Source organism: Streptomyces sp. NPDC086077 (assembly GCF_040686175.1).
Lineage (GTDB): Bacteria > Actinomycetota > Actinomycetes > Streptomycetales > Streptomycetaceae > Streptomyces.
In genome coordinates this window covers 1-11443 of sequence record NZ_JBFBJT010000191.1, presented here as the reverse complement: position 1 = coordinate 11443, position 11443 = coordinate 1, and the positions used below count along the sequence as shown (strand labels likewise).

At 71.4% G+C, this 11443-nt stretch carries 8 protein-coding genes and 1 pseudogene; 3 read left to right on the top strand and 6 right to left on the bottom strand.

The window, feature by feature from the left end; all coding sequences use genetic code 11:
* Positions 1-160: 160 nt before the first annotated feature.
* On the bottom strand, positions 161-487 hold the full coding sequence (locus AB0O67_RS33610) for a nuclear transport factor 2 family protein (RefSeq protein ID WP_365458601.1): 327 nt from the start codon (positions 485-487) through the stop codon (positions 161-163).
* A 117-nt stretch (positions 488-604) separates the two neighbouring features.
* Here AB0O67_RS33610 and AB0O67_RS33605 point away from each other — a divergent pair, with 117 nt between their 5' ends.
* Positions 605-1153, top strand: a complete 549-nt coding sequence (locus tag AB0O67_RS33605) for a DoxX family protein (RefSeq protein ID WP_365458598.1) — start codon at positions 605-607, stop codon at positions 1151-1153.
* A 237-nt stretch (positions 1154-1390) separates the two neighbouring features.
* Positions 1391-1861, top strand: a complete 471-nt coding sequence (locus AB0O67_RS33600) for an Asp23/Gls24 family envelope stress response protein (RefSeq protein ID WP_365458595.1) — start codon at positions 1391-1393, stop codon at positions 1859-1861.
* A 38-nt stretch (positions 1862-1899) separates the two neighbouring features.
* On the opposite strand, the gene AB0O67_RS33595 is transcribed toward AB0O67_RS33600, so the two are convergent.
* From AB0O67_RS33595 to AB0O67_RS33585, 3 genes and pseudogenes are all read right to left on the bottom strand, one after another.
* Positions 1900-2247 carry a hypothetical protein gene (locus AB0O67_RS33595; RefSeq protein ID WP_365458592.1) on the bottom strand — a complete coding sequence of 116 codons (348 nt, stop codon included), beginning with the start codon at positions 2245-2247 and terminating at the stop codon, positions 1900-1902.
* Between the two features lie 106 nt (positions 2248-2353).
* A complete protein-coding gene (locus tag AB0O67_RS33590) occupies positions 2354-2662 on the bottom strand; it encodes a hypothetical protein (protein WP_365458589.1) in 309 nt (102 codons plus the stop codon).
* A 17-nt stretch (positions 2663-2679) separates the two neighbouring features.
* Positions 2680-3092: pseudogene (locus tag AB0O67_RS33585) on the bottom strand (SRPBCC family protein).
* A 167-nt stretch (positions 3093-3259) separates the two neighbouring features.
* Here AB0O67_RS33585 and AB0O67_RS33580 point away from each other — a divergent pair.
* Entirely contained in the window at positions 3260-3751 is a 492-nt protein-coding gene (locus AB0O67_RS33580; RefSeq protein WP_365458586.1) for an NUDIX hydrolase, read from the top strand.
* A 363-nt stretch (positions 3752-4114) separates the two neighbouring features.
* Here AB0O67_RS33580 and AB0O67_RS33575 read toward each other — a convergent pair whose 3' ends face one another.
* Both AB0O67_RS33575 and AB0O67_RS33570 read right to left on the bottom strand, forming a co-directional pair.
* The gene (locus tag AB0O67_RS33575; protein WP_365458583.1) at positions 4115-4360 is read right to left on the bottom strand and encodes a DUF2283 domain-containing protein; all 246 of its coding nucleotides are present in this window, start codon (positions 4358-4360) and stop codon (positions 4115-4117) included.
* A gap of 2 nt (positions 4361-4362) precedes the next feature.
* Positions 4363-11277, bottom strand: a complete 6915-nt coding sequence (locus AB0O67_RS33570; protein WP_365458580.1) for a polymorphic toxin-type HINT domain-containing protein — start codon at positions 11275-11277, stop codon at positions 4363-4365.
* Positions 11278-11443: the final 166 nt, after the last annotated feature.

Genomic DNA, 11443 nt, shown 5'->3' with positions numbered 1-11443 from the left:
CACCGCGATCTGGCACAACTGGAACACCGGAGCAACGGTCAAGCGCTCGCTGATCGCGTACGACCACTGAAGACATCGGACTCATTCATCTAGGGGTTGGAGCGCGCTCCAACACAAGGCGCGTGGCAGAAGGCGTCGAGTGCCGAGCCAGGTGTCCGGCTCAGGCCTGCCCGGTCTCGAAGCGGCTGATCCTGCCGTCGTCGTCGACGCTGAAGGTCCACCGCGTGCGCATCTCGCCCCAGGTGTCGTTGCGGTACCGGGCGACGAGGGCGCGGCCGCCGTCGGACTCGTTGTCGACCTCCATATGACCGTGGGAGGAGAAGATCTCCCGGTCGATCCAGTCGTCGAGGTCACGGTCCGTGCCGTCGTCGGCCATGGTGGCGCCGGGTGCGAGGAGGGTCATGAAGCCCTCGCGGTCGTGGGAGTTGACGGCCGCGACGAACGCACGGACCGCCGGGTCGCTCAACTTGGCCGTCTGAATCGTCATGCCAGCCACCCTCACACCGCCCCCGGCACCCCGCCACCCGAACGGCTGTCCGGAAGGGCCGGGTGGGTGGCGGGCTGCGACGGTGGAGTGGAGTCCACTTCTGCACCGGGAGACATCGTGACGTGCTACGACCGACGTGATCTGGGTCTGCTCCTGCTGAGGCTGGGCACCGGCGGGGTGCTGGCCGCCCACGGCGCGCAGAAGCTGTTCGGCTGGTTCGGCGGGGCCGGGATCGAGGGGACGGGGCAGTTCATGGAGTCCGTCGGGTACCGGCCCGGCAGACTCAACGCCACGGCGTCGGGGCTCGCGGAGTGCGGCGGCGGGACCCTGCTGGCGCTGGGGCTGGCCACCCCGGCGGCCGGTGCGGCGGCGGCCGGCGGGATGGCGGGCGCGTCCGCGGTGCACCTCCCCAACGGCTTCTTCAACGCGGAGGGCGGCTTCGAGTACCCCGCCAGCCTCGGCATGGCCGCGACCGGCCTCGCCGTCGCCGGCCCCGGCCGCCTCTCCCTCGACCACCTCCTCGGCGACCGCCTGAACCGCGGCTGGATGATCCCGGCGGCCCTCGGCGTGGTGGCGGCCGGTGCGGCGGTGGTCGTGGGGACGCGGAACAAGCGGGTGCGTCAGGAGGCCCAACTGGGCGGCCAGGACGCGCTGTTCGAGGAGTAGCGTCCGTCCGCCAGGGTCGGCGACCCCGTCCGCCCGCTACGGGCCGACGACCCCCGCGTCATGGGCGATCAGTCCCGCCTGACCGGGAGCCGCCCGCCCGTTCATGCCGTCCGGCGGCGCCCTCCGCCTGCGGTGGCGAGCCGGGAGGGCCCGGGGCACGCTGGTAAGCAGGTATGAGCGTCGCGGCGGGCCTCCTGTGCGGAGGGTTTCCGCGCGCCCCGAGGAGGCGGGTCGGACATGACGGAGACGACCGGTGCGGCGGTACGCACCAGCGAGACCGGCGCGAACGCGCACGGCGGCGGGTCCGTCGCCCCCGGAAGCCGGGGCAGGACCACCATCGCGGACGACGTGGTGGCGAAGATCGCCGGGATGGCGGCGCGCGAGGTGCCCGGCGTCCACGCCCTCGGCGGCGGCCTCGCCCGCACCATGGGCGCGATGCGCGAGCGGGTCCCGGGCCGGCGGGCCGGCGTCACCAGCGGCGTCAAGGTCGAGGTCGGTGAACGACAGAGCGCCGTCGATCTGGACGTCGTCGTGGAGTACGGGCTGTCGATCACGGAGATCGCCGCCGACGTGCGCGAGAACGTCATCACGTCGATCGAGCGGATGACCGGCCTGGAGGTCGTCGAGGTCAACATCGCGGTCGACGACGTCCACCTCCCGGACGAGGAGGACGAGGGCGAGGAGCCCGCGGCGGGACGGGTGCGGTAGCTCTCCGGAGCCCTCCGACGTCCGTCCCCCTGGGTGCCTCAGACAAGCCGGCCGCGCAGACCGCAGATCCAGGACAGGGCGCCGTACACACCGCGGAAGTAGTCGCGGTTGCCCGCTGGGGCGGTGGGGTCCTCCAGCCGTACGACGGTGGCGTCGACCTCCGCCGTCAGCAGGTGCAGGTCGGGAACGTCGCGGCCGCCCACCCCCGTGATCGGCGAGCGGGCCGTCCGGCCCAGCGCCCACTCCAGGGCGACCGCCTCCCCCGCGGAGAACTGAGCACTGCCCCCGTGCCGGGCCACCAGCCCGCTGAGCGCCGAGTCGACCTCACCGTACGTACGGATGCCGATCCGCCGCTCCGGCCGTGTCCTTCCGGCCACCCGCTCCATGGCATCCTCCTCGCCTCTTACCGTCACCGGGCACGTCACCCCGCGTCTCCTCTGTTCGTCTTCCCGGAGTACCGCGGGTCGAACGCGGGGACACCCCGCTTCGGGCTCACGGGCGAGGATTGGTCCGCTGCCACCGCGGACGCGCGTCACCGCCCCGGCGCCCGGCGACGGAGGCGCAGCGCGGGCACTGCCGCCGCACCTCGTCCGCGGCCCCGCCCGACTCCGGGAAGGTGTCCGGCCAGGCGACGTGCGGAAAGCGGATCAGCCGGGAACGGCTGAGGGACAGCCCGCACACGGTCTGGTTCTGACCGGCTTCCCAGGCGTGCACCTCGCCGGCGGGCAGCCGGCGGCGGCCCTCCTCCTCGTCGGTCCACTGCCCGGAAGCGGCGACGGCGTACCGCTTGGCGCGTGCCATGACGTACGGACCCCGGCTCAGCCGGCCGGGTGCTCGACGCGCAGCCGCACCTGCTCCTCCAGGCGCCGCAGGCTGGCGTCCAGGGCGTCGCGCACGGCCTCCTCGCCCGGGTCGTGGCTCTCCTCGAAGAACGACAGGTGCACCGTCACCTCGCTGGCCCCGGCACCGATCCCGGCGACCTGGAGCCAGCCGGCGTAGCTCCCCTGCTCGCGGGTGCCCCATTCGAGCCGCATCTGCTCACGGCGGGCCTGCAGCAGGGCGGCGGTGTCCTCGTCGGTGCGGTCCTCGTGCACGGTGACGGCGGGCAGGTCCACGGCCTCCACTGCAGCGCCTGAGGCATCCAGCTGTCCAGCCGCCCGACGTCGGCGGCTTCCTCGTAGACCTGCTCGGGCTGAGCGGGCATCGTGCGGGAACGTTCGTACTCGGTCATGGCGATACCGTCCTCGGCGCGGTGTCGTACGAAGGAAAGGGTCCGGGTACCCGTCGGCCCCACCGGCGAATCGGATCACCCGGTCACCGAAAGCCCGCTCACCCGTTAGTCCTGTCAGGACCACCGGGAGGGACGACCGACATGATCAGTACGACCAGGGGTCGCGAGTGACCGACGTACTCCCCCGCGACGAATGGATCAGGACCCAGCCACAGGCACTCATCGCCGCCTGCGTCCTGCTCTTCGACCACACCGGCCGCATCCTGCTCCTGCGCTACGCCCCCACCCAGCCGGCGGCCGGCGTCTGGTGGCTCCCCGGCGGAATGCTCGACCACGGGGAGGACCCCCTGACCGCGGCGCACCGGGAAACCCACGAGGAAACCGGCATCACCCTCGCCGCGGCGCCCACCCTGATCGGCATCGACCACCGGGCGAACGTGGGCGGCACGGGCCCGGTCCTGGACTGCTACTTCCACGGCGGCACCGTCCCGCCGGACACGCCCGTCACCCTGAGCCCCGAACACGACGCCCACGCCTTCACGGCCCCCGAGGACCTCCCCCTGACCCTTCCCCCCGCCCACGTACGCACCCTGACGGCACTGCGGGCGGCGGCCGCGTCAGGAACGGTGGTCTGTTTACGGGAGGGAGAGCCGACGTGACCGCACCCTGGGGTCGTCCGGCCGGCCGATCTCGGCCCGGTCCCGGGTTCGGGTGTCCGGCTGAAGTCACCGGGGCGGAGGAAGCATCCGGTCAGAGCGCGGAGCGTGCTGCTCCAGCCCTTCTCGATCCTCGCCCAGGCGCCCGCCACCGGCACGAGACGACAGACGAGCCGGGCTGTACGCCGGGTTCTGTTCCACTCAGGGAACAATCACGCTCTGACCTGCATGTTTGCGGGCATCCGGCGGCTGGTTTCGCCCTCTGGGACTTTGCGGTGCGAGAACCGGGTGACGGCGGGCTGACACGACGCCGCCGGGTACGGGGCCCGAGCCCCGTACCCGGCGGCGTACTCACCGAGCGTCGCCTCACACGTCGCCGGTGTCCAGCCGTCGGGCCGCGTCGAGCACGTGCCGCGGCAGCTTGGAGCGGGCGTCCAGCACCTCGACGCCGATCAGGACGCCATCCACGTCGAAATCGAGGTTGATCATCCCGTTCACCGCGACCGGGTCGCAGGGGTACATGCGCGCCGACTGCGGGTGCTCCCCCGCGCGGGTGAGATGGATGTAGGCCGCGTTCGCCACCGCGTCGTAGGTGATGTCGATGTCCGCCATGCTCAACCTCCCTGGAGACGCTGGACGTAGGCCTTCGTCACACCGGTCATCACGGTGTTCACGTTCCCGTCGATGGTCTTGGCGACGAACACCTTGGACTTGGGATCGTAGTAGCCCAGCTTGTGCTGGCCGTCGTGGTGGTAGGAGAACGGCTCCCTGGCCAGGACCGCCTGGGCGTCCGCGTCCGAGACACCGCGCTGCCGAAGGCGCTGGATCGCGTGGGAGGTGAGGTTGTCGGCGGCGTCCGCGACGTCGTCGGCGGCGTCCGCCACGTCCTCGGCCTCGTCGATGCCCTGGTAGGTGATGTCGCCGATGCCCTCGCACGTGCAAGAGTCGGCGTGTCCGGTGAAGTAGCCGCCGCAGTTGTGCACGAGGATCGGTGCCGATCCAGCCCGTACATAGTAGGTGTGCAGTTCGGCGATGGTCAGGTTGTGCACCGTGGCCGACCGCCGGGTGTGGTCGACGGCCGTGATCCGGACGCGTTCGCCGGCCGGGGTGCGCAGTTCCTGCCCGGCGGTCAGTTCGCCCGCCTCGACCCAGCGGCCGAGAGCGGGGACCCAGAACGGGTGGCCGTCGGTCGCGGTGATCCGCACCTTCTCACCGTCCACGGTGAGCGTGACGGTCACCAGGTCCTTCGGGCCCTCGCCGGTGATCTCGGCGGTGACCGTGCGGACCACGGTCCTTCCGGTCTCCGGGTCCGTCGCCAGAACCTCGTCACCGATACGGACGTCCTCGATCGGCTTGGTGGTGCCGTCCGCCATCAGGACTTCGGTGCCGGGGACGAAGCTGTTGCACTTGATGAGCTTCGCGCCCTTGAGCACCCGGGCCCAGGGCAGGTCGAGCGCCGCCGAGCCGCAGGCCTTGACGCTGTCCCCGCTCAGGCAGCTCTTCCAGGCATCGAAGTCGGGGGCGACGAGTGCCACGACGATCTTGTCGAACATGGTCACTTCGTGCTCGATGATGCCGAGCGCCTCGGCGGCACCGCAGAACGCCTTGGTGTTGGCGTCCAGCGCGAAGCACTTGTTCTCCGCCCACGCCTCGATCCGGTCGCTCTCGTCGTACTGCGGGTACATCGCCTCCAGTTCGCGCGCGGAGGGCACCCTGATGTTCTCGATCCAGATCTCGCCCTTCTTCTCCGTGACGTTAATCGTCTTGCCGGGCGAGGTGGAGGACTTCTTGGCGGTGCCCTGGTCGTTGCTCTTGACGCCGCCGGTGTAGTAGAGGATGTCCTGGCCGTCGTCGCTGTAGCAGGCGTACGTGGTGCAGCCCGGCCCGTGGCCGTTGCCGGGCGCCCACACCGAATCCGGGTTGTCGGCGCTGCATCCGTCGCAGTACAGGCCAGACGGGTCGGAGAAGGTCAGCGGGTTGTTGTTGCCGTAGGTGTAGCCGTTGATCTGCTGCGGGTCGGTCAGGTCCATGATCGGGTCGACCGAGAGGAAGCGGCCCGTCGCCGGGTCGTACTCGCGGGCGCCGAGGTGGGTCAGCCCGGTGGCGACGTCCTGTGTGCCACCGACGAAGCCCTTGGTGCCTGGCCAGTCGGCCGGTTCCTCTCCGCGGCTGCCGCCGAACGGCGTGACGCGGCGCTGGGTGAGCTTCTGGGTCGCGGCGTCGATGGCGAGCAGGGCGGTGCCGTGGTGGTCGGCGGTGGTGAAGGTGACCCTGCCGTCGTCCTCCTGGACGGCGAGGTGGCCGCCGCCGAGGTCGAGGTACCGGGTCGCCTTCGGCGTGGTGGTGCCCTTGCCGACGGTGATCTCGGTGGGCCCGAGGTAGAGCGTGGTCTCGGTCGGGGTCCGGGCGATCAGCCGGTTGCCGTCGGCGTCGTACAGGTACTCGGTGACCTTCGGGGAGCCGCCCTCCACGGGTTCGGTGACCCTGGCGAGGCGGCCCTCGGCGTCGTAATCGAGGTCCTGGGTGGTGCCGTCGCCAAGGGTGCGGGTGTCGGTGTTGCCGGCGGCGTCGTAGGTGTAAGAGTCGCCGGCGGTGACGCCGTTGCCGGAGCGGGTGACGGTCTTCAGGCCGTGCGGGCGGACCGCGGTGGCGCCGGGCGTGGGGTAGCCGTAAGTGCTGGTGATGTCCTTGGTGGTGTCACCGGTGACGTCGTGCTCGACCTCGGTGCTGCGGTTGCCGGTCTTGTCGTAGCCGTACGACGTCCAGTACGGGGCCGGGCCGCCGAGCACCGGGGCGCTGGGCGTGCTCGCGCAGGCGGTGGTCGGCTGGGTCCACGCCTCGGTCAAGCGGCGCAGGTGGTCGTAGGTGAAGCACTGGGTGTCGGTGCCGGAGCGGGAGGTGTCGGAGACGGCGAGGACGTTGCCGACCTCGTCGTAGCGGAAGGTGGAGGCCTGGTCGATGCCCGCCACGTCCTGGCGGTCGACGCGGGTGTACGCCAGGCGCTGGGTGCCGGGCTCGTACTCGTTGGTGACCCAGGCCTTCCTGCCGCCCGCGTTCGACAGCTCGTGCTGCAGGGGCTTGCCGGTCAGGCCGAACGAGGTAGTTCCCTTGACACCGTCGCGGCCCTCCACGGCGACGGGCCACAGCGTGTCGTCCTGATAGGTGAAGGCCACGGAGGAGGCGGCCAGGGCGCCAGCCTTGGGCAGGCCCACGCTACCGACCAGGCCGGACTCCTTGTAATCGGTGGTCGACACGTACGTGCCGGACAGCCCCGTGTTGGCGGTGGTCGCGGCCACGGTGAAGGAGGTGCGTATCGGCCGGTAGAGCCGGTCGTAGCCGAGCACCTTGGAGGTGTAGGCCTGACCGTCGGCGTCGTAGCGGGTGGACTCGGCGAGGTGCCCCTTGGCGTTGGTGACCGTGTCGTACGTCCACTTGGCGCGCAGCGGGCCGGTCGCGGAGCCCGAACGCAGTTCGGTCTTGCGGCCGAGGCCGTCGTAGCCGTAGGCCAGCGTGGTGCCCCGGGCGTCCAGGGTCGAGGTTAGCCTGCCGCGGTCGTCGTAGAAGTACTTCAGCGTGCCCTTGTCGGGGTCCTTGGTGAGTTTGAGCTGCCCGAGCAGGTCGTAGTCGTAAGTCCACTCGTTGCCCGCCGAGTCGGTCACCTTGGACAGCGAGCCGACCGGGGTGAAGGCGTACTTCGTGGTGTCGTAGGTGGACTCGGCGGCGCGCTGGTGGTGCTGGCGCAGCTCGGTGGTGCGGCCGCGGACGTCGGTGAGCGTGGTGACGGCGGTGCCGCCGACCGGCGGGATCACCGTGGTGCGGTCGCCGCCGTACAGGGTGCGGGTGATGCCCAGCACCTTGCCGCCGTCGCCGTTGCCGAAGATCTGGCGGTGCTCGGTCTGCCGGCCGAGGCCGTCGTAGGTGTAGCGGTCCTGGGTCTCCACACCAAGGGCGTCCTGCGGCTTGACCAGGGTCGTGGAGGGTTTGGTGGTGGCGTAGTAGGGCGCGAACTCCTTCGCCGTGAGGCCGCGTTCGTCGTAGAAGGTGTCGGCGAGCAGCCGCCCGCCGTCGGGGCCGGGGTCCTGGCTCTGGCGGGGGCGCAGGAGGCCGTCGTAGAGGACGTACGAGGTGACCTGGGCGCCGTTGTTGCCGATGGTCCTGGTGCCAACGGCGATCGGCTGCCCCTCGGCGACCGTGTACGTGTACTCGTAGGAGGGGACGTCCGAGGTGGTGCGGTCGGCCAGCCAGACCTTGGTCGTGCGGCCCAGCGCGTCGTAGGCGAAGTTGGTGACCTTGCCGTTCACATCGGTCTGGCTCAGCGGCAGCCCGCGCACCGGGTCGGCCACGGTGACCGTGGAGTGGGCGGTGGTGCTGTCCCCCACCGTCGCGGGCGGCGTGGTCACCTTCGCGGAGGTGGGGAAGCCGGTGGTCGGGGTGTAGGCGGTCGTGGTGGTGCGGCCGTCGGTGCGGGCGGTGCGGGTCAGCACGCCGGCCTTGACGGTGACGGTGGCGCTGAGGTCCTTGCTGGTGAGCTTGCGGCCGTAGCCGTCGTAGGTGGCGGCGCTCTCGGTGTACGTGGCGGTGGTGCCGTCGTGGGACTTGAGCATCGCCGTCGCCGTGGGGTCGCCCTTGGTGGGCGCCGCGTCATGGGCGAGGCCGTCGTAGGCGGTGCGCACGTCGGAGATGACGTCCTTGGCGCGGTCCGGGGTGGTGGCGCAGGGCTTGGCGACCGTCTCCACCCGGGCGGGCAGCGTCATGATCGCCCCGGCCGCCGGATAGAAGGTGCGGGTGCACGTGTCGTCGGTGGTGACGGCGTCGTCACCGCGGTCGTCGGTCTGGGTGATGCGGCCGGTGGCCGTGTCGAAAGCGGTCTCCGTGGTGGTCGTGCGCCACTTCGTGCCCGCCCCGCCGTCCAGGGACGTCCAGGTCCGGGTCTGCGCGGTGCCGGTGAGGTTGGCAGTGATGGTGCCCCAGTCGCGGACGCGCTCGGCGGTCTGGTGGTGCCAGGGCCGGTTCACGGTCTTGGTGAGGACCTGGCCGCCGGGCCCGGAGTAGCCGACGGTCCTGTACGCGAACCCGGCCGCCGAGTCATGGTCGGTGATCGGGTCGCCCTCGCCGGTGCCCAGCGTGACGCTGACGTCCTTGGTGCCGCCCCCGGGCTCCTTGCGGTCGCCGTCCATGCCGCGCAGGTAGTAGGTGTCGTTCTGGGTCCGCATCGCGGTGTCGCCGCCCTGGCCGCCGGTCTTCACCCGGACGTGGCCGTAGCCGCGCCACTGCGACCAGGTCTTGGACTTCTCCTTGGTCAGGCCGTCGTCGTCGTCGTAGTGCCAGGCGGCGCCGTCCAGGTACTCGTAGGCGGTGACCTGGTCCGGGGCGCCGCCGGTGCGGTCGGTCAGGGTCACCGTGGAGGTGACGTACTTGTTGAACCAGTGCAGGTCCGGGTCGTCGGTGCTGCTGCCGCCGATGTACTGGGGGAAGCAGCGGGTGGTGTTGGTCTGCGGGGTCGGCAGCGCGTCCGCGGCGCAGGCGGGCGCCGAGTAGGCGACGTCGATCTGGCCGCCGGCCTCGTCGGCGACGGTGGCCAGGCGCTCTTTGATGAACGGGGCGAACCCGTCGCCGGTGCGGTCGAGCCGGTTGGCGAGCTGGGCGTAGGTGAATGTGGTCTTCGGCAGGGTGACGGCCGGGGTGCCGGTGTGCCCGGTGCGCTGCACGGACTCCAGCAGCAGCTGGTAGTCGGTGTCGGCCATGCCCCAGCGGTGGCCGAGCTTCCAGGAGTCGACCGCGGTGTAGGCGCCGGCCTTCAGTACCTGCGTGTCGACCTGGGTGAGCCGCTTGCGGGTGAAGAACACCGGGGCGAGCCGGCCCTGGTCGCAGGTGGCCGCCGCCTCGCAGTTCATGTCCCACGGGGTGTCGTACCAGTAGGCGGCGTCCTTGCCGATGTCCGCGCAGGTGGTGTTCGTGTCGGGCAGGCATCGCTCGCCGCTGGTGAAGTCGACCTTGGCCAGGGCCTGCGCCGAGTACATGGAGGTGGACTTCAGGCCGTACTCGATCCGGTCGAGGAAGCCGCCGCGCACGTAGCGGGTGTTGGCGTTCTCGTCGAGGTTGCGGCCGTAGGAGTTCCACTCCTTGTCGTAGTAGTAGGCGATGGCGTTGCCGTGCGGGTCGACGACGTAGTCCAGGTTCCAGCGCCAGCCCTGCTGGCACCAGGAGTCGGCGAACGCGGCGGCATGGCAGGGCTCGTTCGCGTCGTCGCCGAAGACCGGGACGGTCCAGGTGGAGGCGGTGGTCTCCTTGCCGGTCCCCCAGCCGGGCAGCCGGTTGTAGCCGAAGTAGTACTGCACTCCGTCGGGCGTTGTGACCTTCCAGTACTCGTCGTCGCGGGCGCCGTTGTCGCGCACGTCCGTGGCGGAGCCGCGCAGGCGCTGAATCTTCGTGCCGTCGTCGTCGCGCAGCCGGAAGGTGTCGGTGCCGGTCGGCACCAGCTCGCCGCCCTTACCGTTGAACGAGATGAAGGCGTTGTCGTAGGCCCAGCACTGGTCGGCGGGCTTGCCGCCGTCGGCCCGCTCGACCCCGTCGTCGGCGCAGGACTTGTAGCGCCGCTCGATGGAGCCGGGCCACAGGTCGAAACCGTCGCCCGCCCAGGAGCCCTGGTTGTTGGAGTTGCCGGTGCGGCCATCGATCGCCCCCGACGAGTACGACAGGCCGACGCTCGGCGTCAGCTCGCCGGGCACCTCGGGCACGGACATCTCGTACGACCAGGCGAAGTCCCCGGTGTTCAGGCTTGTGCTCCACTGCGCGGACGGCGCGAGCGGGGTCGCCTTGTAGTCGCCGCCCATGCTCGCGTCCTCGGCGACGGCCGCGAGGACGGTGACGCCGGTGCCTTTAAGGGTGACGTGCTCGGCGGTGAGGGTCTGCCGTTCGGTGTCGTTGACGGTCTCGACGGGCGTCGCCGTACGGCAGGCCGCCTTCGCGGGCGTGGTGAGCGCGCAGGCCGGCAGCCGGACCAGCTTCAGCCGGTCGGCGTATCCGCCGCCGAACGACCCGGCGAAGGCGGAGTAGTCGAGGCGGGCGCGCACCGTGGAGGCCTGCGCGTCGGCCGGGGCGGCGGACTGGAGGGTGAACACCGGGCCGTCCGCACCGGCCCGCCTGGCCGTCGCGCGGTCCAGGAGCCGGGCGCGCACCGCGTCGGGGGTCCGGGTGCCGCCCACCGCGAGGGGCAGGCCCTTCGCGGGGACGACCGAGGAGGAGGAGCCGGACAGGTCGACGGTGGCCGCTGCGGTCTTCGGCCACGTGGCGCGGGGGGCCCGCGCGGGGGTGCGGGGCCCCTTCATGGCCGCGCGCGGGGTGACGGCGACCGGTTCAACCGCCACCGGTTTCGCGGAGGCGGGCAGGTCGGGGCGGCCGGTGCCGCGGTCGGCGGCCGTCGCGGGCTGGGCCACGGCCTGGAGCAGAGTGCCGATCAGAACCGTGGCCGAAGCCAAAGCGACGCGGCGGCGCAGGGCACGGACTCGCGTCCGCGGTCTACCGTTCATCCTCGTCCTTCATCCCTCGCAGGAGGCAACCCGGGTGGGGTGCGTGTCCGGTGTCGTGCGGGTCGGTCGGAGCGGGCAGGCGGGTGGGGGGCAGGCAGGCACGGCCGGGAGTCGACCCGATCGTCTCCGCCCTCATCCGCCATCTCGTCGGCGACACCTGTGCCGA

What these genes read in the sequence shown, in the direction of transcription:
- AB0O67_RS33610 (WP_365458601.1), bottom strand. Translation starts at nt 487, where the DNA reads ATGACGATTCAGACGGCCAAGTTGAGCGACCCGGCGGTCCGTGCGTTC.
- AB0O67_RS33600 (WP_365458595.1), top strand. Translation starts at nt 1,391, where the DNA reads ATGACGGAGACGACCGGTGCGGCGGTACGCACCAGCGAGACCGGCGCG.
- AB0O67_RS33595 (WP_365458592.1), bottom strand. Translation starts at nt 2,247, where the DNA reads ATGGAGCGGGTGGCCGGAAGGACACGGCCGGAGCGGCGGATCGGCATC.
- AB0O67_RS33590 (WP_365458589.1), bottom strand. Translation starts at nt 2,662, where the DNA reads ATGGCACGCGCCAAGCGGTACGCCGTCGCCGCTTCCGGGCAGTGGACC.
- AB0O67_RS33575 (WP_365458583.1), bottom strand. Translation starts at nt 4,360, where the DNA reads ATGGCGGACATCGACATCACCTACGACGCGGTGGCGAACGCGGCCTAC.
- AB0O67_RS33570 (WP_365458580.1), bottom strand. Translation starts at nt 11,277, where the DNA reads ATGAACGGTAGACCGCGGACGCGAGTCCGTGCCCTGCGCCGCCGCGTC.